The sequence below is a fragment of the Sphingomonas sp. BK036 genome, from assembly GCF_004216825.1.
Taxonomy (GTDB): Bacteria; Pseudomonadota; Alphaproteobacteria; order Sphingomonadales; family Sphingomonadaceae; genus Sphingomonas.
In genome coordinates this window covers 569,246-590,795 of the sequence record NZ_SGXR01000003.1, presented here as the reverse complement: position 1 = coordinate 590,795, position 21,550 = coordinate 569,246, and the positions used below count along the sequence as shown (strand labels likewise).

21 protein-coding genes and 1 riboswitch are annotated in these 21,550 nt (G+C 66.7%); of the genes, 9 read left to right on the top strand and 12 right to left on the bottom strand.

The features are described from left to right. Positions 1-224: 224 nt before the first annotated feature. From EV283_RS02855 to EV283_RS02820, 8 genes are read right to left on the bottom strand one after another with little or no spacing between them, the layout of a single operon-like run. Complete coding sequence (locus EV283_RS02855; protein ID WP_130322506.1) at positions 225-593, bottom strand: hypothetical protein; 369 nt, start codon at positions 591-593, stop codon at positions 225-227. Positions 594-645: 52 nt separating this feature from the next. Next, positions 646-1,638, bottom strand: coding sequence for a type II secretion system F family protein (locus EV283_RS02850; RefSeq protein ID WP_130323866.1), 993 nt, complete (start codon positions 1,636-1,638; stop codon positions 646-648). Between the two features lie 11 nt (positions 1,639-1,649). After that, positions 1,650-2,621, bottom strand: coding sequence for a type II secretion system F family protein (locus tag EV283_RS02845; RefSeq protein WP_130322504.1), 972 nt, complete (start codon positions 2,619-2,621; stop codon positions 1,650-1,652). A 40-nt stretch (positions 2,622-2,661) separates the two neighbouring features. Next, a complete protein-coding gene (locus tag EV283_RS02840; RefSeq protein WP_130322502.1) occupies positions 2,662-3,945 on the bottom strand; it encodes a P-loop NTPase in 1,284 nt (427 codons plus the stop codon). Beyond that, entirely contained in the window at positions 3,945-4,586 is a 642-nt protein-coding gene (locus EV283_RS02835; RefSeq protein WP_130322500.1) for a CpaD family pilus assembly protein, read from the bottom strand. Before EV283_RS02835 ends, EV283_RS02840 begins: the two co-directional genes overlap by 1 nt. 48 nt (positions 4,587-4,634) lie before the next feature. Beyond that, positions 4,635-6,206, bottom strand: a complete 1,572-nt coding sequence (locus EV283_RS02830; RefSeq protein ID WP_130322498.1) for a type II and III secretion system protein family protein — start codon at positions 6,204-6,206, stop codon at positions 4,635-4,637. A gap of 1 nt (position 6,207) precedes the next feature. Continuing rightward, positions 6,208-7,254 (bottom strand): Flp pilus assembly protein CpaB, encoded by a 1,047-nt coding sequence (gene cpaB, locus EV283_RS02825; RefSeq protein WP_130322496.1) that lies wholly within the window; start codon positions 7,252-7,254, stop codon positions 6,208-6,210. A 46-nt stretch (positions 7,255-7,300) separates the two neighbouring features. Next, positions 7,301-7,777, bottom strand: coding sequence for a prepilin peptidase (locus EV283_RS02820; protein ID WP_130322494.1), 477 nt, complete (start codon positions 7,775-7,777; stop codon positions 7,301-7,303). Positions 7,778-7,796: 19 nt separating this feature from the next. On the opposite strand from EV283_RS02820, the gene EV283_RS02815 reads away from it, so the two are divergent. After that, entirely contained in the window at positions 7,797-8,813 is a 1,017-nt protein-coding gene (locus tag EV283_RS02815; RefSeq protein ID WP_130322492.1) for an alpha/beta hydrolase, read from the top strand. A 5-nt stretch (positions 8,814-8,818) separates the two neighbouring features. Next, positions 8,819-9,910: an FAD-binding oxidoreductase gene (locus tag EV283_RS02810; RefSeq protein ID WP_278044184.1), complete on the top strand. Its 1,092-nt coding sequence runs from the start codon at positions 8,819-8,821 to the stop codon at positions 9,908-9,910. Between the two features lie 14 nt (positions 9,911-9,924). On the opposite strand, the gene rnhA is transcribed toward EV283_RS02810, so the two are convergent. From rnhA to ispH, 3 genes are read right to left on the bottom strand one after another with little or no spacing between them, the layout of a single operon-like run. After that, entirely contained in the window at positions 9,925-10,389 is a 465-nt protein-coding gene (rnhA, locus tag EV283_RS02805; protein ID WP_130322490.1) for a ribonuclease HI, read from the bottom strand. Then, a complete protein-coding gene (thrB, locus tag EV283_RS02800) occupies positions 10,386-11,336 on the bottom strand; it encodes a homoserine kinase (protein WP_130322488.1) in 951 nt (316 codons plus the stop codon). Before thrB ends, rnhA begins: the two co-directional genes overlap by 4 nt. A gap of 1 nt (position 11,337) precedes the next feature. After that, positions 11,338-12,294 carry a 4-hydroxy-3-methylbut-2-enyl diphosphate reductase gene (gene ispH / locus EV283_RS02795; RefSeq protein WP_130322486.1) on the bottom strand — a complete coding sequence of 319 codons (957 nt, stop codon included), beginning with the start codon at positions 12,292-12,294 and terminating at the stop codon, positions 11,338-11,340. Between the two features lie 122 nt (positions 12,295-12,416). On the opposite strand from ispH, the gene EV283_RS02790 reads away from it, so the two are divergent. From EV283_RS02790 to EV283_RS02765, 6 genes are all read left to right on the top strand, one after another. Continuing rightward, positions 12,417-13,070 carry a hypothetical protein gene (locus EV283_RS02790; RefSeq protein WP_234422683.1) on the top strand — a complete coding sequence of 218 codons (654 nt, stop codon included), beginning with the start codon at positions 12,417-12,419 and terminating at the stop codon, positions 13,068-13,070. Positions 13,071-13,312: 242 nt separating this feature from the next. Further along, positions 13,313-13,416: riboswitch (glycine riboswitch) on the top strand. 152 nt (positions 13,417-13,568) lie between these two features. After that, positions 13,569-14,816, top strand: coding sequence for a glycine cleavage system aminomethyltransferase GcvT (gene gcvT, locus EV283_RS02785; RefSeq protein WP_130322484.1), 1,248 nt, complete (start codon positions 13,569-13,571; stop codon positions 14,814-14,816). A gap of 1 nt (position 14,817) precedes the next feature. Beyond that, the gene (gene gcvH / locus EV283_RS02780) at positions 14,818-15,189 is read left to right on the top strand and encodes a glycine cleavage system protein GcvH (protein WP_130322482.1); all 372 of its coding nucleotides are present in this window, start codon (positions 14,818-14,820) and stop codon (positions 15,187-15,189) included. A 111-nt stretch (positions 15,190-15,300) separates the two neighbouring features. Continuing rightward, a complete protein-coding gene (gene gcvPA, locus EV283_RS02775; RefSeq protein WP_130322480.1) occupies positions 15,301-16,671 on the top strand; it encodes an aminomethyl-transferring glycine dehydrogenase subunit GcvPA in 1,371 nt (456 codons plus the stop codon). Beyond that, positions 16,668-18,248 (top strand): aminomethyl-transferring glycine dehydrogenase subunit GcvPB, encoded by a 1,581-nt coding sequence (gcvPB, locus tag EV283_RS02770; RefSeq protein WP_130322478.1) that lies wholly within the window; start codon positions 16,668-16,670, stop codon positions 18,246-18,248. The genes gcvPA and gcvPB overlap by 4 nt, the downstream gene beginning before the upstream one ends. A 119-nt stretch (positions 18,249-18,367) precedes the next feature. Continuing rightward, a complete protein-coding gene (locus tag EV283_RS02765; RefSeq protein WP_130322476.1) occupies positions 18,368-18,895 on the top strand; it encodes a CcdC protein domain-containing protein in 528 nt (175 codons plus the stop codon). A gap of 26 nt (positions 18,896-18,921) precedes the next feature. Here the strand turns inward: EV283_RS02765 and EV283_RS02760 are convergent, their stop codons facing one another. Then, positions 18,922-19,815, bottom strand: a complete 894-nt coding sequence (locus tag EV283_RS02760) for a DMT family transporter (protein WP_130322474.1) — start codon at positions 19,813-19,815, stop codon at positions 18,922-18,924. Positions 19,816-20,012: 197 nt separating this feature from the next. Here EV283_RS02760 and EV283_RS02755 point away from each other — a divergent pair, with 197 nt between their 5' ends. Beyond that, positions 20,013-21,548 carry an aminoacyl--tRNA ligase-related protein gene (locus tag EV283_RS02755; protein ID WP_130322472.1) on the top strand — a complete coding sequence of 512 codons (1,536 nt, stop codon included), beginning with the start codon at positions 20,013-20,015 and terminating at the stop codon, positions 21,546-21,548. Positions 21,549-21,550 lie beyond the last annotated feature (2 nt).

The window sequence follows — 21,550 nt, the reverse complement described above, 5'->3', positions numbered from 1 at the left end:
TCCGAAACACAACACCACCCCGGCGAAGGCCGGGGCCCAATTGGAACGTCCTGAGTAACTAAGGATCCTCCCAAGTTACTCAGCATCCCCAATTGGGCCCCGGCTTACGCCAGGGTGGTGCAAGAAGAAGACTGTTTCCCCGCAAAGGCGGGGACCCAGACTGGGCTCCCGCCTTCGCGGAAGCACAAGGAAGCGGGAGGAAACTTCACCCCGGCTCCCGACCCTTACCGACGCTGGTCGAAATCGAACCAGCCACGCTTGGTCCCATCGGCCCGATACGCTGGCCGCGCGTAAGCCGGCCGAGCCTCCGACCGCGCAACCGTATCGACAACCGGCCGACGCTCGACAACCGGCGCCACCGAAGCCGCCTTCACCAGCCGTGCATTCTCATGCTCCGCCTCAGTCGCCCGCTTCTCCGCAGCGACCGCGCGAAGATCGGAATCCTTCTTCGCAGCGCCATGTGCATCACGCTCGGCCAGATACCGCGCCTTCCACTTCTTGCCCCCCGGATGGCTCGCTAGTCCGAACAGCCAGCCGGCAACAAAGACCAGCGCAAGCGCCGCGAACTGCGTAGGTGTGGAAAACAACGGCATCGTAAAACCCTCCTGTTACGGCAGCTCAACGATCCGCCCGCGCTGCGGTTGCTTAGGTCTTGATGAGTGCATCGGAGATCGAACACGCCGCCGGCCCCAGGATGACGACGAACAGCACCGGCAGGATGAACAGGATCAGCGGGATCGTCATGATCGCGGGCAGCCGCGCGGCCTTTTCCTCGGCGCGCATCATCCGCTCGTTGCGGAATTCGCCCGACAGTACGCGCAGCGCCGACGCCAGCGGCGTGCCGTATTTCTCGGTCTGGACCATTGTCGTGACGACGCCCTTCACCGCATCCAGCTTCACGCGCATCGCCAGATTCTCGAACGCGGTCCGCCGATCGGTCAGGAACCCCAGCTCGATCGCGGTCAGCGTGAACTCCTCGCCGAGCTCGGGATAGGCGCGGCTCAGTTCGCGCGCGACCCGGTGGAACGCGGCATCGACGGTAAGACCCGCCTCAGCGCAGATGACGAGGAGATCGAGCGCGTCGGGCAAGCCCTTGCGGATCGCGTCCGAGCGCTTCTTGATCTTGTTGTCGAGAAAGAGGTCGGGCGCCTTGTAGCTTAGGATGAACGTCATCGCGACAAGCCCGTATTTTTTCAGCGGGCCCCAGGTCGCAAAGCCGTCGGTGCCGTACACCCAGTACAGCATCGCGCTCCCCAGCACGATCGGCAGCACCAGCCGGCCGAAGATCACCGCGGGCGCCCATTCCTTCGATCGGATGCCCGCCTGCATCAGTTTCAGCTGGACCGCCTTGACCTGGCTGTCCTGCAGCATCTTCATCGACGACAGCATGCCGCGCATCTTGTCGGCGGTGTCGTTGCGCTGCACCAGCTTGGCGCGGCGCTTGGTCGAGGCGGTGATGCCGGCCTTCAGCTGTTCGCGACGATCGTTCAGCGCCTTGACGCGCTTGGTCATCGGATCGCTGACGGTGGTGGCGGCGTAGATCGCGACCATCACCGCGAACGCGGCGACGCCCGACAGGATCGTCGCGACCAGCAGGACGTCGATCCCGAGAATGGTAGGTCCGGCGGTCGTGCCCATCATCTTGGCCCTTAAATCTCGAAGCTGATCATCTTGGACATGATGAAGGCGCCGATTCCCATCCACACCATCCCGCCCATGCCGAGCACCATCAGCCGCTCGTCGATGAAGAACTTCTGCATGTACGTGCCGTTGATCACCCAGATCATCGCGAACACGATGAACGGCAGCGCGCCGATGATGTAGGCCGAGGCCTTCGATTCCGACGACATCGCCTTGATCTTCAGCTTCATCTGGCCGCGCAGTCGCAGCACGTTGGACAGGTTGGCCAGCGTCTCCGCCAAATTGCCGCCGGTCTCCCGCTGGATCGCGATGGTGATCACGAAGAACTGGAATTCGGGCGTGCCGAGCCGGTCCGCGGTCTCCTGCAGCGCGGCATCCATCGTCCGGCCGATCTTCATCTTGTCGCTGACCGCGCGAAACTCCTCGCCGACCGGGCCGTCAATCTCATGGCCGACGACACCGATCGTCTCGCTGATCGGCAGACCCGAGCGCAGTCCGCGTACCAGCAGATCGATCGCATCGGGGAACTTGGCGGTGAACCTCCCGACCCGCCGACCAATCGTCTTGCCGACCACGAAATGCGGCAACCCGACGCCGACGAACACGCCGAACAGCAGCGCGAGCAGGATCGGCAGTCCCTTGAGCAGCATCAGCGCCGCAACGACCAGCGCGATCCCCGCGGTCGCCAGCCCATATTGGCCGACCGTCCAGGTCTTGCCGGTCATCGCGAGCCGCTTGGCGAGCTGGACCGGATTGGGCAGGATCCGCGTGAACGCGAGATCCATCCGGGTGTCGCGGTTCATTGAGATCCGGCGCAGCTGCGCCTCGGCGACCACCAGCGCGTCGCCGTGACGGTCGCGCAATGCCGCAATCCGCCGCGACTGCGCGCGGCCGGCGGACGGGCCCGAAAACGCGAGCGCGACCATCGCGAGCACGATCGACGCGCCGACGATGACCAGCACGAACGGCATCATCTCCATCGCGCCTATCGCCTTCCGCTCGGGAGGATCGGACCGCGGCTCATTTCGCTTTTGCCTTGGGCGCGCGCTTGGGAATCAATCCCTTCAGGTCGCCGAACTTGCCGATCAGCGACTTGCCCTTCGACTTGGCGCCGTCGGTCGCGCCGTCGGGCACGGCGGAGGCGATCGCGGTCGCGAGCGCGGTGATCGGCGCGATCGTTTTTGACGTCTTGCCGACCTCGACGATCGGTTTGCCGAGCTTGGCGGCCTGCGCGGCGAGCTTCTGGTCGAACGGGACAAGATAATCGATCTTGCGCTCGATCGAGCCTTCGAAATCCTTGCGGCTGATCTCGAGCTGACCGCCGGCGTGCATCTTGTTGGCGAGCACGAACAGCTCGGTCTGCGGCGCGTTCGTCTTCATCCACGACAGGATCCGGATCGTGTCGCGGGCGGAGGCGAGCGTCAGTTCAGTCACGATCACCGCCAGCTGGACGTCGCTGACGAGCTGCGGATGCTGGATCAGCATCGCCCGCGGCAGATCGACGACGGTGCATTCGAACGCCGCGCGCATCTCTTCCTGCAACTGGTAGAAGGCCGAGCCATCGGTGACGAGCGGCGCGTTGATCGGCGCCTCGGCCGACAGGACCGATAGCTTCTCCGACGCCTTGACCATCGCGCGTTCGATGAACAGCCCGTCGATCCGGCTCGGATTGTCGATCGCGTCGGTCAGCCCGCGGCCCGGCTCGAGATCGAGGCTGAGTGCGCCCGTCCCGAAATGGACGTCGAGATCGAGCAACGCGGTGGCGCGCTTTTCCTTGTCCGCCAGCAGCCAGGCGAGCGACGTCGCGACCGTCGAGGCACCGACGCCGCCGCGCGTACCGATCACCGCGACCGAGCAATGCGGCCGGTCGGTCGAGATCTCGACATGCTTGGGCGCGTTCAGCAGCGCCTGCGCATGGCCGAACGCCTCACGCAGCATATCCGCGTGCAGCGGCTTCAGGAGGTAATCCTGGATCCCGCTCGACACGAGGTCACGGTACAGCCGGACGTCGTTCACCTGACCGGCCGCGATCACGACGGTCCCCGGCTCGCACACTTCGGCGAGCGCGTTGATGTCGTTCAGCGGGTCACCCGATTCGGCAAGATCGACGAACAGGATCTGCGGCGAGGCGGAGACCGACAGCGACTGGATCGCGTTGCGCAGGCCGCCCTTGTGGATCTTCTCGACCGCCCAGCCGAGTTCGCTCGCGACCGGGCGCAGCGCCTCGGCAGTGGTCTCGTCGCAGACATAGGCGGTAAAGGGTTCGCGCTGCGCGATGCCGCCGGGCTTCCAGGGTGCGTTCATCACTTCCCTCCCGTGCTGCTGGCGCTGAGCCCACCGGCACCCGTCGGCGCCTTTTTGCGATAGGTGTCGATCGCCTTATACGACAGCGCGGCATCGGTTGTTTCGGTGCCGGGGGCGCCGCGGACGAGATCGGCCGGGTTGGCGATCATCGCCGCCAGGTTGCGGTTGATCGCGCAGCCATAGTTGGACGAGGTGTTCTCGGCAAAATCATCCGACGAATTGCGCGACCAGTCGGGGCAGCGTGGCACGTCCGCGCGCATCCGGCTGACCACCACGCGGATCGTGCCTGGCGTCACCGGCGCAGGCGTCACCGGTGCGTCGGCGCTCAGCAGCAGGCCATAGCGCGCGACCACCGCAGCGACATTGGTACGCGCGCGATACCCTTCCGCGGCGGGATCGTCGATCGCCACGCGGTCACCATAGCCGAGATGCATCGTCGTCATCCAGCCGGCCAACCGCTCCTGTTCGCCCTGGGCAAGCTCGCCGCCGGACAGCCCGAGATCGAGCGCATAATCGGATCGGCTGACGACCGGTTGATGCACCGATTCGAGGCCGCGATTCTCCGTACCCATGCAGCCGGCCAGCGGCACGGCGAGCAGCAAGGCGGGCAGCAGGGACGCTAGGATCGAGGGCTTGCTCATCGGATATCCTTGGTGCGTGGGGCGCAGGCTCATGTCAGTGCGTCCCGGTCAGTTCGAAAAGCCGGGGGCGGGCAGGGCGCCGGGCTTCGCCTTGGCACGCCTGTTCGCAGCGGCCGCGGTGTCTGCCGGGATGGTCGCGTCTTCGGTGCGGCGGGTATCGCCGCGCGGTACCGGCATCACCGGCGCCGCGGCCCCGACCGACGGCGCCGCATAGCGCGCGGGGGCCACCGTCGGCACCGGGCGCTTGCTGCCGCCGCTCGCGCTGAGCGTCCCCAGCAACACGCGGTCGAGATCGCTCGGCGCGCGCGCACCGTCGGTCGGCAGCGCGATGTCGCGCGAACTGTTGACCGGCTTCACCAGATACGGGGTGATGACGATGACCAGCTCGGTCTCGTTGCGCTGGAACGCGTTGGAGCGGAACAGCGCGCCGATGATCGGCAGGCTCGAGAGCCCCGGCGTCTTGTCGTAGGAATTATTGTGGCTGTTCGAGAGCAGGCCGCTGATCATCATGCTCTGGCCTGAGCCGAGTTCGACCGTCGTCTCGGTACGCCGGGTCGTCAGCCCGGGGACGCGCGTGCCGCTCAGTGTCACCGCGTTCGAATAATCGAGCTGCGATACTTCGGGGCGGACGCGCAGCGAGATGCGGCCATCCGACAGCACCGTTGGCGTATAGGCCAGGCTGATGCCATATTGCTTATACTCGACCGACACGGTGCCGAGCGCCTGGGCGAGCGGGATCGGAACCTCGCCACCTGCCAGGAACGTCCCCGTTTCGCCCGACAGCGCGGTCAAATTCGGGTTTGCCAGAGTCGTCACCTGTCCGGTCGTTTCGCCGAGATCGATCGCCGCAAGGAAATCCAGCCCGAGCAGGTTGCCCGCGAGCCCCAGCGTCGTGCGCTGCGCGCCCTTGGTGTAGGTTGACGTCTTCAATCCCGTCGTCGCGTCATAGGTGATCGTGCCTGGCGACCCCGACGTGCTGCCGAACAGGATGCCTGATCCACCGCGATCCTGCGTCAGCAGGTTGACGCCGATGTTCTTGACGAAGCTGCGGCTGACCTCGGCGACGCGCACCTGGAGGTTCACCTGCAGCGGCGTCGCGGTTTTAAGGCGCGACAGCACCTTGGTCGAATCGCCCACAAAGGCTTGGACGAGCCGTTCGGCCTCGGCCGCATCCTCGGGGGCCAGCACCGTTCCGGTCAGCAGGATGAGCCCGTTCATCGGCGTGGCGACGACCTGTGCCTCGGGCATCGCCAGTGCAAGCATCTGCTGTACCGAGTCGAGGTTGTTGCCGACGCGGACGGTGGCCGCATAGACGACCGTGCCGCCCCGGGCGGTTGCCGAGATCGTCGTCTCGCCGGTCTTCTTGCCGAACACATAGAGCTGGGTCGGTGACCGCACCTGGACGTCGGCGATCGAGTCGTCGGCGACGAACAGGTCGGTCATCGGCTGAGCCAGCGTCACCAATCGGCCGCGGCCGGTGTTGAGCTGGACGACCGGCGCGCCTGCCGGTGCGGTCGCCGCACCGCGCCGCTGCGCCAGCGCAGGGACGGACGGGGCGGCACTCGCGGCGGCCAGGGCGACGGCCAGCGGCCATCCCAGCGGGGTCTTTGCAATACGCATGTCAGTTCTTCCCCCCGACTGGAACCACGGTCATCGCGGTGCCACGTGCGACCCGGACCACCGGTCCCTGGATCGCGGGCGTGCCGCCCCCGCCGCCGCCGCCACCGGACTGCATGATGGGCACGCCCTGCATCGCCGGGCCATCGCCGCCGACCGGCTTGCCGGGGATCGTGCTGCGCTGGTAGCGCGACACGTCGGCGCCGGTCTGGTAGCTCGATGCACCCGCCGACGGCTGGCTCGCGAGCCGGACCATCATTGCCTTTTCCGCCTTGGGGTCGTTGCCCTCGGGTACCTTTACCGCACCCGATGCGATCGCTTCCTCGAGCTCGGCGGAATTGTCGGCGATCGAGCGCAGCGACAAGGACAGCGAACCGAGCGTCTGCGCCACGGCGACCTGTTCGGCCATTTTCGGCGTCGCCTCGATCGTCACGTTCGAGAAGGTGCGGACCTGCGTCTTGCCGTCCTCGCCGACGAGATTGTCGGTGCGCTGGTCGGTGGCGAGCACGCGGATGTTGCGCATGATGGTTTCGGACACCTTGAGCGGCTGGCCTTCGCCACCGCCCGCGACGGTCTGGGTCAGGACCAGATCGATCCGGTCGCCGGGAAACACGAAGCCTGCGACCGCCGCCTGCGCCGAGACGGGCACGGTGACCGCACGCATGCCCGGTCCGAGCGCGGCGGCGAGGAAGCCGCGGTCGCCCGGCTTGACGAGCGATCCCTGCGTCACCGGTTGCCCGGCGGTGATGTTGCTGCGCACCACGGTGCCCTGCAGCGACTGGAGGTTGGTCTTGTCGCGCAGGTAATAGGCGTTGTCGACCAGCTCCTTGGGCCAGGGCTGGAACTTCAGCGCGGTGGCGTCGAGGATCGTACCGACCGGCAGCGAGCGTGTCGCGACGAGCACTTCGGGACCGTCGATCACCGGTGCGGCCATCGCGACGGCACCGGCCTGCGGCGCAGAGCTGCCGGCGATCAGCGTCCTGGCAAAGAATGCCGTAAGGCCTGCGACGATCAGCGCGCCTACCAGCAATATGATCTTGCGACTATCCATGACTAGTTCGTGCCTTTCGGGCGCCGGGATTTCACTTCGACGTTAATCATGACTGAAACTGATTAAGGAGTGGTTCGCGCAGCGCCAGCAGCCCGGCGAATGCTATGGCCACGCCGTACGGGACTTCGATCGTCGCCGGTGTTTTCTTTATGATGCGCTCGGCCATCATGACGATCGTGACGACACCGCCTGCGATCGACATGACCATCAGCATCGACAGATACGCCGGAAACGGCAGCCACAGCGCGAGCGCGACGATCAGCTTGACGTCACCGCCGCCCATCAGCCCGAAATGGAATACCAGCAGGAACACCGCGAACACTGCCAGCGCGACACCGAGCTGCAGCGCCATGTCCGGCCAGATGTCGAGCCCGTTGGCATACCACCAGAGCGGCGCCAGCAGCGCGACCGCGGCGTTTTTCCAGTTGGCGATCTCGCGCGTTCGTGCATCCTCGATGCCGGCGGACACCAGCAGGCCGCCAAGCGCGAAAATCAAAATTGGAAGAGCAATGTTCCACCCCATCGGCTAGGCCCTAACGAAGATGGCTTTCGAAAAAGTAACCGTCCCGCGCGATTATTCGCCCGGCAACCCGCACGTTACGCAGCGTGGCGATGCCGCCACCGTTCGGCGTGCGATCCCGGCCGATGCGCGTATCGGCTATTGGACCGCTTCCGATGGCTGGAAACTGCGCCGCTTCGACTGGCCGGCACCGGCGCGGCGGGGCCGCATCCTGTTCCAGACCGGGCGCGGCGACAGCGTCGAGAAGTATCTGGAGACGTTCGCGCATCTCCACGCCCACGGGTGGTCGGTCACCGCATTCGACTGGCGCGGGCAGGGCGGCTCGGGGCGTCTCTCCGCCGATCCGCATATCGGTCACGTCGGCGATTACACCGTCTACGACCGCGATCTCGCCGCCTTCTGGGCGGACTGGCGCGCGGAGGGCGATAGCGCCGACCAGCCGCATGTCGTGCTGGGCCATTCGATGGGCGGCATGATGGTCATGCGTGCGCTCGCCGCGCGCGCGATCGACGCCGACGCCGCGATTCTCGTCGCGCCGATGATCGGGCTGAAGTCGCCGGTCGGCGCCGGGATTGCCGGCCGTGCGGCCCGGTGGATGGCAGCGCACGGCAATCCCGCGCGCGGCGCATGGCGTAGCAACGAACGCCCCGGTTCGATCGCGTCGCGCCAGACCCTGCTGACTCACGACAGATCGCGCTACGACGACGAAGGCTGGTGGCAAGAGCAGAACCCCGCGCTCCGCCTCGGCCCGCCAAGCTGGACATGGCTGGCACACGGCTTCGCCGCCGCCGCCGAACTTGCGGTCGACCCGCGCGTCGAAACCATCGCGACGCCGGTACTGATGCTGATCGCGGAAGCGGACAGGCTGGTCGAACCCCGCGCAGCCTTGCGGCTCGGTGCGCGATTGCCCGATGCGCAGATCGTCCGGTTCGGGCGCGAATCGGCGCATGAGATTCTACGCGAGGCGGATGGCGTGCGCGACCGGGCGCTGGCTGCGATCGATTCCTTCCTCGATGCCGTCGTGCCGCCTCGCGCGTGACGTCCGTGCTCGATCCGATCTACGACGTTGCGATCGTCGGCGCGGGGATGGCCGGGGCGAGCCTGGCCGCGGCGCTAGGCTCGAACGCACGCGTCCTGGTTCTCGAGGCTGAGGCGGCGCCCGGCTATCATGCCACCGGACGGTCCGCGGCGTTCTGGTCGGAGACCTATGGCGGCCCCGATATACAGCCACTGACCACCGCATCGGGCCCGCTGCTCGAGGCGGCGGGGCATCTGGCGCCGCTCGGATCGCTGCATATCGGTCGTGCGGAGGACGCGGCGGCGATCGATGCGTTCCTGGCGGCGTTCGCCGACAGCGCCGTGGTCCTCGACCGGGTCGACCCGGCCGCGTTCATCCCGGGTTTGCGCAGCGACTGGGTCCTCGGCGTGCAAGAGCCGAGTTGCGCCTATATCGACGTCGCTGCGCTCCACGCGGCTTCCATCGCGACCGCCCGTCGCGCCGGCGCCGTGTTCGTCACCGATGCCGCATTCCAGGATGCGACCCGCGCAGACGGTATCTGGACGATCGCCACGCAGGCGGGAACCGCCCGTGCGCGCGTCCTTGTCAACGCCGCCGGGGCGTGGGCGGACAGCGTGGCGATCCGCGCAGGTGCGAGACCGCTCGGGCTGCAGGCCTATCGCCGGACGATGGTCCAGTTGCGAAGCAATCCGGGTGCACCCGACGCCCTACCGCACGTCGCTGACATTGCCGGGCGTTTCTACTTCAAGCCCGAGCCCGGCGGCCGTTTGTGGCTCAGCCCACATGACGAGACGCCGACCGACCCCTGCGATGCGGCGCCGGAAGAGATCGACGTTGCGATCGCAATCGACCGATTCGAGCAGGCCGTCGACTGGCAGGTCGCCGCGGTCGAGCGCCGCTGGGCGGGGTTGCGCACGTTCGCGCCCGATCGCCTCCCAATTTACGGCTTCGATCGCGATGTGCCCGGATTCTTTTGGGCTGCGGGGCAGGGAGGGTTCGGTATCCAGACCGCGCCCGCCGCAGCGTTGCTTGCCACCGCTCTGCTGCTGGAGAGCGACCCCGACCCTGTCATCGCAGCGATCGACCCCGACCGCTACGCGCCGCGCCGATTCGGCTGAACGGTCAGCCGAGCCTAGCGCCGGCCGGCCGCTATCGCAGCGTCACTCGCCAGCTTGTCGGCGCGCTCGTTTTCCGGGTGGCCGGCATGGCCCTTGACCCATTGCCATTCGATCCTGTGCCGCGCGACCGCCGCGAGCAGCGCGTGCCACAGTTCGGCGTTCTTCACCGGCTTCTTGTCAGCGGTCTTCCAGCCGTTGCGCTGCCAGCCCTTCACCCACTTGGTCAGGCCGTCCATCACATATTTGCTGTCGGTGTACAGCGTCACCGCGCACGGCCGGGTCAGCGCGTTGAGCGCCTCGATCGCCGCGGTCATCTCCATCCGGTTGTTCGTCGTCGGCGACTCGCCGCCCGACAATTCCTTCTCGTGCGCGCCCATACGGATCACCGCGCCCCAGCCGCCGGGGCCCGGATTGCCCTTGCAGGCACCGTCGGTGAAGATCTCGACCTTGGTGATGGAAATGGCAGCTTCGTCAGTCATGCAAACAGATCGTCCTTGAGATACGTCTCGAGCCGCCGCCAATAGGCCAGCGGATCCTTCCGCGTCACCAGCGCATCCGCCGGCGTATTGAGCCAGTCCCACGCCCGCGTCAGCAGGAACCGGAGGCACGCACCCTGCGCAAGGATTGGCAGCGCCGCGCGCTCGGCATCGGACAACGCAAACTGGCCCACATAGCCATCGATGAGCGCCTTGCCGATCGCTGCGTCGTAATTCTCGCCATTGCCGTCGAACGCCCAGGACGTGTGCATCACTGCCAAGTCGTAGGCGCGGATGTCGGTGCACGCGAAATAGAAGTCGATTACCCCGGTCACCCGGTCGCCGAGCATCAGCACGTTGTCGGGAAACAGATCCGAATGGATCGCCGCCATCGGCAGGTCGCGCGGCCACTGCGCTAGCACCGATGCCAGCGCGGCCTCGGTCCGGCCGAATAGCCCCGGCGCGATCGAATCGATATCGTGCCCGCATCGCGCGAGGAACGGCTTCCACGTATCCGCCCCGAGCGGGTTGGCGCGGGTCTGCGCAAAGCCGGCAAGGCTGGTGTGCATATGACCCATTGCCGCACCGGCGGCATAGGCTTGCGCGGCGGTGGGATGCGACACCGACACGCCGGTCAGGAACTCGATCAGGCACGCCGATCGCCCTGCCAGCTGCTGGATCGCGACGCCGTCCCGGTCGGGCAGCGCGCGCGGCACCGGATTGCCGTCGCTGGCAAGATGATCGAGCATGTCGAGGAAGAACGGCAGGTCTTCGGTCGAGGTGCGCTCCTCGTACAGTGTCAGGATGAACCGGTCGGCGGTCGTCTCGACGAGGTAGTTGCTGTTCTGGACCCCCTCGGCAATGCCCTTGGCGGACAGGAGATCGCCATGGTCGTAGCGCGCGAGAAAACCGCCCAGCGCCTCCGCCGAAATCTGCGTGTAGACCGCCATGCTAGGCGGCCGCCTCCAGTCCGCGCGGCAGCTTGAACGCGATCGTCTCGCGGTTCGTCTCGACCTCGCGCTCGGACACGGTGAAGCGTTCGGACAGCCGATCGACCAGCTCGCGCACCAGCAATTCAGGGGCGGACGCGCCCGCGGTGATCCCAAGCGTGCCGACGCCCGCCAGAAAACTCCAGTCAAGTTCGCTCGCGCGCTGGATCAGCATCGCCGGCGTTCCTTCGCGCTCGGCGACCTCGACGAGGCGGACCGAGTTGGACGAGTTGGGCGCGCCGATCACCAGCACCGCATCGACGCTGTGCGCGATCGCCTTCACCGCGGTCTGGCGGTTCGACGTCGCGTAGCAGATGTCCTCGCCGCGCGGCGGCAGCATCTGCGGAAAGCGGCGCTGCAACGTCGCGACGACGGCGGCGGTATCGTCCACAGACAGCGTGGTCTGCGTCAGGAAGGCGAGGTTGGCCGGATCGGCGGGTGCGAACACCTCGGCATCGTCGACCGTCTCGATCAGCGACATCGCACCTTCGGGAACCTGCCCGAACGTGCCGATCACCTCGGGATGCCCGGCATGGCCGATGAACACGATATGCCGTCCCTGCGCCACCAGCCGCTCGGCCTGGCGGTGTACCTTCGACACCAAGGGACACGTCGCGTCGAGATATTCGAGACCGCGATTCTGGGCATCCAGCGGCACCGACTTGGGCACGCCGTGCGCGGAGAACACGACCGGGGCGCCATCGGGCACCTCATCGAGTTCCTCGACGAAGATCGCGCCCTGTGCCTTCAGCGTGTCGACCACGAACTTGTTGTGGACGATTTCGTGGCGGACATAGACCGGCGCGCCATGTTTCTCGATCGCCAGTTCGACGATCCGGATGGCGCGGTCGACCCCCGCGCAAAAGCCTCGGGGTGCTGCGATCAACAGTTCGAGCGGCGGCTTGTCGTTTGAGCTCATGATGCGCCAGCCTCTACGCGATTGCTTGCCTGGACGATAGCCGGTTCCTATGGTGCGCCGCGACAGGGGCCGCTAGCGACATGCGGTGGCCCTTTCGCTCGTTCGAGAAGGTAAGCGTCGCCGTGAAAGCCCCTATCCCAGCCGTATCGGCCATTGCTGTAATTCTCGGCGCCACCCTGCTCGGCGGATGCGCCGGCAAGGGCGAAGTCGATGCGACCGGCGGCATCTCCGCGGTGCGTTCGGTCTGCCCGCCCGTCGCGATTCCCGCGGCGACCGGCGACATTACGCTGTTCGATCCGGCTGGCAGCCGCGAGCAGTCGGCGATCGACGTCGCCGCGCTGATGACCAATGTCCGCTCGACCTGCGCCGACGCGACCGATCAGGTCGTCACCAGCGTCACCTTCGATATCCGCGCGCGGCGTAATCGTACTGAGGGCGCGCGCGACGTTACGCTCCCCTACTTCATCACCGTCGTCCGCGGCGGCAGCGCCGTCGTCGCCAAGCGCATCGGCCGCGTCGCGCTGCACTTCGATGCAGGGCAAGCGCTCGCCTCGGCCTCGGCGACCGCGTCGGCGACCGTGGCGCGCTCGGCGGCTACCCTTCCAGACGACGTCCGCGAGAAGCTGACGCGCAAGCGCAAGGCTGGCGATCAGGACGCCGCGGTCGATCCGCTGAGCACCCCCGAAGTCCGCCAGGCCGTGTTGCGCGCCAGCTTCGAAGCGCTGGTCGGCTTCCAGCTCACCGACGACCAGCTCAAGTACAACGCCACGCGCTGATACGCAGCTAGACGGTGATACGTCCTGTTCACCGTCATCGCCGCGAAGGCGGGAATCCATATCCTCGGCCGTTGGCGATACGCATTGACGGCAGCCAGTCTGGATTCCCGCCTTCGCGGGAATGACGGTTGCAGTGTTAGCTTTGCTTTGATCCGGTTTATCTTCGCAGCACGCGAAACCCCCGATTGACTAAGATTGTGCGGCGCGTCAGAGCTTGGCGCGTCGATGTCGGGCAACCGGCATGGCACCGCGCGGGAGAGCGTTTCCGGTCCTTTCAGGACTGATGGAACCGCCGAAGGAGCAACCACCCCGGAATCTCTCAGGCACCAGAGACCGCGCGGGGCTGATCGACACTCTGGAAAGCGTCCTGGCGTTCGCGCCGAGGGCCACCGAAGGGGTAAGCCGCCAATCAGGCGGTGAAAGCTCTCAGGTTCCGTGACAGAGGGGGTTGGATCGCAGCACCACAGGGTGCCGCGCGCCCCTTCGACGGAGACCGACATGAGCGACGCCGAGATTCGAGACTATGCCAGCATCATCGACCAGGCCGACGATTACGTCGAGCCCGAGGTGCTGAAGTTGCCGCTCGACGCCTGGCACCGCGCGAACGGCGCGCGGATGGTCGAGTTCGCCGGCTACCAGATGCCGATCCAGTATGACGGCATCATGGCCGAACATGCCTGGACGCGCGACTCGGCCGGCCTGTTCGACGTCAGCCATATGGGCCAGCTCGTCTTCTCAGGCGAAGGCGTCGCGCACGCACTCGAAACCGTACTGCCGGGCGACATCGCCGGGCTTGGCGAGGGCAGGATGCGCTATTCGCTGCTGCTCGCGCAGGATGGCGGCATCCTCGACGACCTGATGGCCACGCGCCTGCCCGACGATCAACCCTCGCCTTTCTCCGCGCAGGACGTCGAGCCCGAGGCGTACGACCCGCTTCACCCGTCGCCGACCGCCAGCGGCAGCTTCTACGTCGTCGTCAACGGCGCGACCAAATATGACGATGTCAGCTATCTGATCGAGCATCTGCCGGACGACGTCACGATCAACATCCTCGAGGATCAGGCGCTGCTCGCGGTGCAGGGCCCCAAGGCCGTCGCGGCGGTTGCTCAGATTGTCCCCGGCATCGACAGCCTCGTGTTCATGACCGCGGGCGCGTTCCACTGGAACGAGGTGCCGCTCTGGATCAGCCGCTCGGGCTATACCGGCGAGGACGGCGTCGAGATCTCGATCCCCGCCGAACACGCCGTCGCCTTTGCCGACGCGCTGCTCGCGCTGCCCGAGATCAAGCCGATCGGCCTTGGTGCGCGCGATTCGCTGCGTCTTGAAGCCGGCCTGCCGCTCTACGGCCACGATCTCGATCCCGAGATTACGCCGGTGATGGCGGACCTCGGTTTCGCGCTGTCCAAGCGCCGCCGCGAAGCCGCCGATTTCCCCGGCGCCGAGCGTATCCTCACCCAGCGCGAGCATGGTCCCGCCACCAAGCGCGTGGGCCTGATCGTGGAGGGCCGCCAGCCCGCGCGCGAAGGGTCCGAGGTGATCGACGACACCGGCGCGCCGATCGGCCGCCTCACCAGCGGGGGCTTCGCGCCGACGCTCGGGAAGCCAATCGCGATGGCCTATGTGCCGCTCGCGCTGGCCGCCCCCGGCACCCGCATCGAGATCGCACAGCGCGGCAAGGTCCATACCGCCACGGTCACCGCGATGCCCTTCATTCCCCACCGCTACGTCCGCGCAGGAGCCAAGTGATATGAGCCGTTTCTTCACGCAAGATCATGAATGGGTCGACGTCGACGGTGACGTCGGCACCGTCGGGATCAGCGAATATGCGCAGAGCCAGCTCGGCGACGTCGTGTTCGTCGAGGTTCCCGAGGCCGGCAAGCAGCTGACCAAGGGCGCCGATGCCGCGGTCGTCGAATCGGTCAAGGCCGCCTCGGACGTCTATTCGCCGGTGTCGGGTACCGTCATCGAGGGCAATGCCGCGCTCGCCGACGATTCGAGCCTGGTGAATTCGGATGCCGAAGCCGCGGGCTGGTTCTTCAAGCTGACGCTCAGCGATCCCGCCGAGCTCGACAGCCTCATGGACGAAGCCGCCTACGCAGCCTTCGTCGAAGGCCTCTGATTTAGCTCCCCTCCCGCGTGCGGGAGGGGTCGGGGGAGGGGCTGGCCCAGTCGCTCCCCGCCTCATTCCCTCCCCCGACCCCTCCCGTGAACGGGAGGGGAGGAGACTAGAATGCGCTACCTTCCCCTGACCCAGCCCGACCGCGAGGCGATGCTCGCCGTCATCGGCGCCGCGACGATCGATGACCTCTTCGTCGACGTGCCCGAGGCCGCGCGCCTCGACGGCCCCGTCCGCGACCTGTCGATGCATGCCTCCGAAATGGCGGTCGAACGCCACATGTCGGCGCTCGCCAAGAAGAACCTGACCGCAGGCGAAGCGCCGTTCTTCCTCGGCTGCGGCGCGTACAAGCATCATGTTCCCGCCAGCGTCGATCACCTGATCCAGCGCGGCGAGTTCCTGACCGCCTACACACCCTATCAGCCCGAGATCGCGCAGGGCACGCTGCAGATGCTGTTCGAGTTCCAGACGCAGGTCGCGCGGCTGCTCGGCACCGACGTCGCCAACGCGTCGATGTACGACGGCTCGACCGCGTGCTGGGAAGCGATCGTGATGGCGCGCCGCATCACCAAACGCGGAAAGGCGATCCTGTCGGCGGGGCTGCACCCGCATTACGTGTCGGTGTCGAACACGATGGCCAAGTTCACCGGCGACGTGCTCGACACGACCGATCCGCGGCTGGTGCCCGAGATGGACCTCGACCGGCTGATCGCAAAGATCGACGACGATACGTCGTGCGTGGTCGTCCAGTATCCCGACATCCTCGGCCGCATCGCCGATCTGCGTCCGCTGGCGGATGCGTGCCATGCGAAGAAGGCGCTGCTGATCGCGGTCGTCACCGAGCCGGTCGCGCTCGGCGCGATCACCTCGCCCGGCGAGATGGACGCGGATATCGTCGTCGGCGAGGGGCAGTCGCTCGGCGTGGGCCTCCAGTTCGGCGGGCCCTATGTGGGCCTGTTCGGCTGCAAGGACAAATATGTCCGCCAGATGCCCGGCCGGCTTTGTGGTGAAACCGTCGACGCCGATGGCCGCCGCGGGTTCGTGCTGACGCTGTCGACGCGCGAGCAGCATATCCGCCGCGAAAAGGCGACGTCGAACATCTGCACCAACTCGGGGCTCTGCGCGCTGGCCTTCTCGATCCACATGACGCTGCTCGGCGAAGCGGGCCTCCGCCAGCTCGCCGAGGTGAACCATGCGGGTGCCGTGGCCGCCGCCGAGCGTCTGTCGCAGATCCCCGGCGTCGAACTGATCAACGACAGCTTCTTCAACGAATTCACGCTGAAGCTGCCCGTCGAGGCGCGTCCCGTCGTCCGTACACTCGCCGATCGCGGCATCCTCGCCGGCGTCTCGCTCGGGCGGCTCTATCCCGGCAAGGGCGATCTCGCGAACGGCCTCGTCGTCGCGGTGACCGAAACGACCACCGCGGAGGACGTCGAAACGCTTGCGTCCGCACTATCCACCGTACTTGGGGAGATACTGGCATGAGCATCAACCAGAGTGGCTGGCGCCCGACCGCGCCCGAGCAGGGCAAGGGTAACGTCCCCGCCAGCGTCACCGGCAACAAGGCGCTGATGCTGGAGGAAGCGCTGATCTTCGAGATCGGCGACAGCCACACCACCGGCGTCGACTTCGCGACCGCGCCCGCCCGCGCGGCGACCAGCAAGCTCGGTGCGCTGGCACGCAAGGCCCCGATCGGCCTCCCCGGTCTGTCGGAGCCCGAGACCGTCCGCCACTACACGCGCTTGTCGCGCCAGAATTACGGCATCGATCTCGGCTTCTTCCCGCTCGGCTCGTGCACGATGAAGCACAATCCGCGCCTCAACGAGAAGATGGCGCGGTTGCCCGGTTTCTCCGACGTCCACCCGCTCCAGCCGGTCGACACGGTGCAGGGCGCGCTCGAGGTCATCCACCAGCTCGCGCATTGGCTCGTCACGCTCACTGGCATGACCTCGGTCGCGATGAGCCCGAAGGCCGGCGCGCACGGCGAGCTGTGCGGCGTCCTCGCGATCCGCGCCGCGCTCGAAGCCAAGGGTGAGGGGCATCGCAAGATCATCCTCGTCCCCGAGAGCGCGCACGGCACCAACCCCGCGACCGCGGCGTTCGCGGGCTACAGCGTCGAGGATATCCCCGCCACCGCCGAAGGCCGCGTCGACACCGCCGCGCTGAAGGCCCGCCTCGGCCCCGACGTCGCCGGCGTGATGATCACCAACCCCAACACCTGCGGTCTGTTCGAGCGCGACATGCGCGAGATTTCGGACGCGGTGCACGCGGCGGGCGGCTTCGTCTATTGCGACGGCGCGAACTTCAACGCGATCGTCGGCCGCGTCCGCCCGGGCGATCTCGGCATCGACGCGATGCACATCAACCTGCACAAGACCTTCTCGACCCCGCATGGCGGCGGCGGTCCCGGTTCGGGTCCGGTGGTGTTCTCGGCGGCGCTCACGCCCTACGCGCCGCTGCCCTTCGTCGAAAAGCAGGGCGAGACCTTCGTCCTCGTCGAGGAGGAAACCGCGGGCGAGCATCACGCCGGCAGCTTCGGCCGCATGGTCGCGTTCCACGGCCAGATGGGCATGTTCACGCGCGCGCTGACCTATATCCTCAGCCACGGCGCCGACGGCCTGCGCCAGGTGTCGGAGGATGCGGTGCTCAACGCGAACTACATCCTGCGCAGCCTCGACGACACGCTCGACGCGCCGTTCGGCCCGTCGGGTCCGTGCATGCACGAAGCGCTGTTCTCGGACTCGGGTCTTGCCGAGGGCTTCTCGACGATCGACGTGGCCAAGGGCCTGATCGACGAGGGCTTCCACCCGATGACGATGTACTTCCCGCTCGTCGTCCACGGCGCGATGCTGGTCGAGCCGACCGAGACCGAATCGAAGGCGGCGCTCGATCAATTCATCGCCGCGCTCCGCTCGGTCGCCGAGCGCGCCAAGGCGGGCGATCCGAGCCTCAAGACCGCGCCGCACTTCGCCCCCCGGGCGCGCCTCGACGAGACGCTGGCGGCTCGCAAGCCGGTGCTGGTCTGGAAGGATCCCGCGCCGCTTGCGCAGGCGGCGGAGTAACGCTCTGCTCCGGTCATCCTGACCAACGTCAGGATGACCGGAACAAGCATGCCCCCTTTACTTCGTCTGTATTGCTCCCATACTACACCGTATGGGGTAAACGTTGCAGGGGGGCAGCTATGCAGGCGCACGAAGCACAGGGCTGGATCAGCTACGCGATCACGGCCGTCATCATCGGGATCGTCTTTGCGGTCCGCTGGCGCCGTATGAGCGTGGTCAAGCCGCTCAAACTCGAACGCCTCTGGGTATTCCCGGCGCTTTACGCTGCGGTCGCGCTCTACATGGTCGTGATGTACCCGCCGCAGGGCCTTGCCTGGCTCTTTTGCGCGTTGGCGCTCGTGATGGGGGCGGCGCTCGGCTGGCAGCGCGGCAAGATGATGCGGATCGCGATCGATCCCGACAGCCACGCGCTCAACACGACGTCGTCGCCCGCCGCGGTCCTGTTCCTCGTCGCGATCGTCGCGGTCCGGACCGGCGCGCGCGCGGTGATCGGTGATGGCCACGCGCTGCACCTCGATCCGTTCGCGATCACCGACATGCTGGTCGCGCTCGCGCTTGGCCTGTTCACCACGCAACGCATCGAAATGTACCTGCGCGCCAAACGGATGCTGAACACCGCGCGGGGCCTACCCACTTCGTCGGGATGACGGGCTCGTCAGTGAACGGGGAACCCTCACGCAATGGCGCTATCCGTCTCTTGCTGCCGGCGGACATGCTCGCGCCAGACGATATACAGCCCGCTCGCGACGATCACCGGCGCACCGAACCACGTCGCCTTCGCGGGCAACGTGTCGAACACCAGCCACCCGAGCAATGTCGCCCACAACAGGCTGGAATAATCCATCGGCACCACCACCGACACTGGCCCGAGCCGCAACGACGTCGTCATCGCAATCTGCGCGAGGCCACCGAAGATCCCGACGCTCGCCAGGCACGTCCATGCCACCAGATCATGCGCCTGCGCCGCTCGCCCATAGAACACCGACAACGGGATCAACGACAGCGCCGAGAACCAGAACACCGTCGTCAGTGCGCTCTCGGTCTTGCCGATCTGCCGCAACAGGATCGACACGCTCGCCGTCCCGAACGCGCCTGCCAGCGCACACCCCGCACCCCATAGGGGAAAGTGATCGCCGCCCGGCTGCGCAACGAGCAAGACACCCGCAAACCCGGCCGCCACCGCAGCCCAACGGTGCCACCCGGTCGGCTCGCGCAGCACCAGCGCGCCGAGGATGGTCGCGAAGATCGGCACGGTGAAGCCGATCGTCGTCGCCTCCGCCAGCGGCAGCGCGACGATCCCGTTGAACGTGAACGCCATCGCCGACAGTCCGACCACCGCGCGGATGATATGTGCGGGGAGGCGCTTGGTTGCGATCGAGGGCAGGCCGGGCCCGGCGAGGATCACGCCTGACACCAGCAGACACGCGCCGAACTGTCGGAAGAACAGAATCTCCGACACGCTGGCGCCGTGTCGTTCGGCCAGTTTAATCGCGCTATTCATCAGCGCGAAGATCACGACCGACAGCAACCGCATGCCGATGGCGGGAAGGATGCGGTCTGAGGGCATGCGGGACACCTACGCAAACCACGCCCGCGATCCCACCCGAAACTCCCGTCAGCCTGACGAAAGTGAGGATCCACAGCCAGAAGCGCTGCGGGTGGTATTCTGGATCCTGACTTTCGTCAGGATGACGGGAGGGCGGGGGTGGGACGCCCTCGCAACGCATAGTGACGAACCCAACTGCACCCGCTATCCGCGACGACATGATAAAGCGCGCACTCCCCGTCACCCGCGAGGCGGATTTCTCCGCCTGGTACCAGGCCGTCATTTCGGAAGCCGACCTCGCCGAGGAATCGGGCGTCCGCGGGTGCATGGTCATCCGCCCCTGGGGCTATGGCATCTGGGAGCGGATCCAGCGCCTGCTCGACGACCGGATCAAGGCGACCGGCCACGAGAACTGCTATTTCCCGCTGTTTATCCCGCTCTCCTATTTCGAGAAGGAGGCCGAGCATGTCGACGGGTTCGCCAAGGAAATGGCGGTCGTCACGCATCACCGGCTGAAGGCCGACGGCTATGGCCGGCTCGTCCCCGACCCCGACGCCAAGCTCGAGGAGCCGCTGGTCGTGCGCCCCACGTCCGAGATGGTCATCGGCGCCGCGTTCGCGCGCTGGGTCCAATCGTGGCGCGACCTGCCCGTGCTGATCAACCAGTGGGCCAACGTCGTTCGCTGGGAAATGCGCACGCGTATGTTCCTGCGCACCAGCGAGTTCCTCTGGCAGGAGGGACATACCGCGCACGCCACCCCGCAAGAGGCGCGCGACGAGACTCTCAAGATGCTCGAGGTCTATCGCGACTTCGCCGAGGAGTGCCTCGGCCTCCACGTCGTCGCCGGCGAGAAGCCCGAGAATGAGCGTTTCCCCGGCGCCGTCGCGACCTATTCGATCGAGGCGATGATGCAGGACGGCAAGGCCTTGCAAGCCGGCACCTCGCACTTCCTCGGCACCAACTTCGCGCATGCACAGAACATCCGCTTCCAGAATGCGGGCGGCGAGTTTGAGCTGTGCAACACGACGAGCTGGGGCGTGTCGACACGGATGATCGGCGGCGTCATCATGGTCCACGGCGACGATGACGGCCTGCGCGTGCCACCGATGATTGCGCCGTGGCAGGTGTTGATCGTGCCGATGCTGCGCGACGTGCCCGAGGACGCGGCAATCATCGACTATTGCAAGGCGCTCCAGGCCGAACTGGCGAAGCAGTCCGCGCTCGGCGAGCCGGTCCGCGCGCTACTCGACCTCAAACCCGCCAAGGCCGCGACAAAGCGCTGGGGCTGGGTCAAGAAGGGCGCGCCGATCATCATCGAGGTCGGCGGGCGCGACGTCGCTGGCGGCAATGTCTCGGTCATTCGCCGCGATCGTCTGTATCGTGAGGACGGCAAGCTCGACAGCAACGTGGTCGCGCGTGCCGATTTCGTCGGCGAGGTGTCGGGTATGCTGCACGACGTGCAGGCGACGCTCCATGTCGAATCGGTGAACCGTCTCAAGGCCAACATCGTCCCCGTCGACGATTTCGCCGCGCTCGAATCGCACTTCGCGGACGGCATCAAGAACCCCGGCTGGGTCGACGTCCGCTGGTCCAAGCCCACCGGTCCCGCGCTGGAGACGGTCGTCACCCGCCTGAAGGCGCTCAAGCTCACGATCCGCAACGCGCCGATGGGCCAGACCGGCTGCGATAACGGCGCGTGCATCTTCACCGGCGAGCCTGCGGTTGAGCGCATCCTGATCGGCCGCGCCTACTGATC

Coding starts and splice junctions, on each gene's coding strand:
- EV283_RS02765 (WP_130322476.1), top strand. CDS start 18,368: ATGCAGGCGCACGAAGCACAGGGCTGGATCAGCTACGCGATCACGGCC.
- gcvPA (WP_130322480.1), top strand. CDS start 15,301: ATGCGCTACCTTCCCCTGACCCAGCCCGACCGCGAGGCGATGCTCGCC.
- EV283_RS02840 (WP_130322502.1), bottom strand. CDS start 3,945: ATGAACGCACCCTGGAAGCCCGGCGGCATCGCGCAGCGCGAACCCTTT.
- rnhA (WP_130322490.1), bottom strand. CDS start 10,389: ATGACTGACGAAGCTGCCATTTCCATCACCAAGGTCGAGATCTTCACC.
- EV283_RS02850 (WP_130323866.1), bottom strand. CDS start 1,638: ATGGGCACGACCGCCGGACCTACCATTCTCGGGATCGACGTCCTGCTG.
- gcvH (WP_130322482.1), top strand. CDS start 14,818: ATGAGCCGTTTCTTCACGCAAGATCATGAATGGGTCGACGTCGACGGT.
- gcvPB (WP_130322478.1), top strand. CDS start 16,668: ATGAGCATCAACCAGAGTGGCTGGCGCCCGACCGCGCCCGAGCAGGGC.
- EV283_RS02820 (WP_130322494.1), bottom strand. CDS start 7,777: ATGGGGTGGAACATTGCTCTTCCAATTTTGATTTTCGCGCTTGGCGGC.
- cpaB (WP_130322496.1), bottom strand. CDS start 7,254: ATGGATAGTCGCAAGATCATATTGCTGGTAGGCGCGCTGATCGTCGCA.
- EV283_RS02845 (WP_130322504.1), bottom strand. CDS start 2,621: ATGGAGATGATGCCGTTCGTGCTGGTCATCGTCGGCGCGTCGATCGTG.
- EV283_RS02755 (WP_130322472.1), top strand. CDS start 20,013: ATGATAAAGCGCGCACTCCCCGTCACCCGCGAGGCGGATTTCTCCGCC.
- ispH (WP_130322486.1), bottom strand. CDS start 12,294: ATGAGCTCAAACGACAAGCCGCCGCTCGAACTGTTGATCGCAGCACCC.
- EV283_RS02855 (WP_130322506.1), bottom strand. CDS start 593: ATGCCGTTGTTTTCCACACCTACGCAGTTCGCGGCGCTTGCGCTGGTC.
- EV283_RS02760 (WP_130322474.1), bottom strand. CDS start 19,815: ATGCCCTCAGACCGCATCCTTCCCGCCATCGGCATGCGGTTGCTGTCG.
- EV283_RS02835 (WP_130322500.1), bottom strand. CDS start 4,586: ATGAGCAAGCCCTCGATCCTAGCGTCCCTGCTGCCCGCCTTGCTGCTC.
- EV283_RS02815 (WP_130322492.1), top strand. CDS start 7,797: ATGGCTTTCGAAAAAGTAACCGTCCCGCGCGATTATTCGCCCGGCAAC.
- EV283_RS02830 (WP_130322498.1), bottom strand. CDS start 6,206: ATGCGTATTGCAAAGACCCCGCTGGGATGGCCGCTGGCCGTCGCCCTG.
- thrB (WP_130322488.1), bottom strand. CDS start 11,336: ATGGCGGTCTACACGCAGATTTCGGCGGAGGCGCTGGGCGGTTTTCTC.
- gcvT (WP_130322484.1), top strand. CDS start 13,569: ATGAGCGACGCCGAGATTCGAGACTATGCCAGCATCATCGACCAGGCC.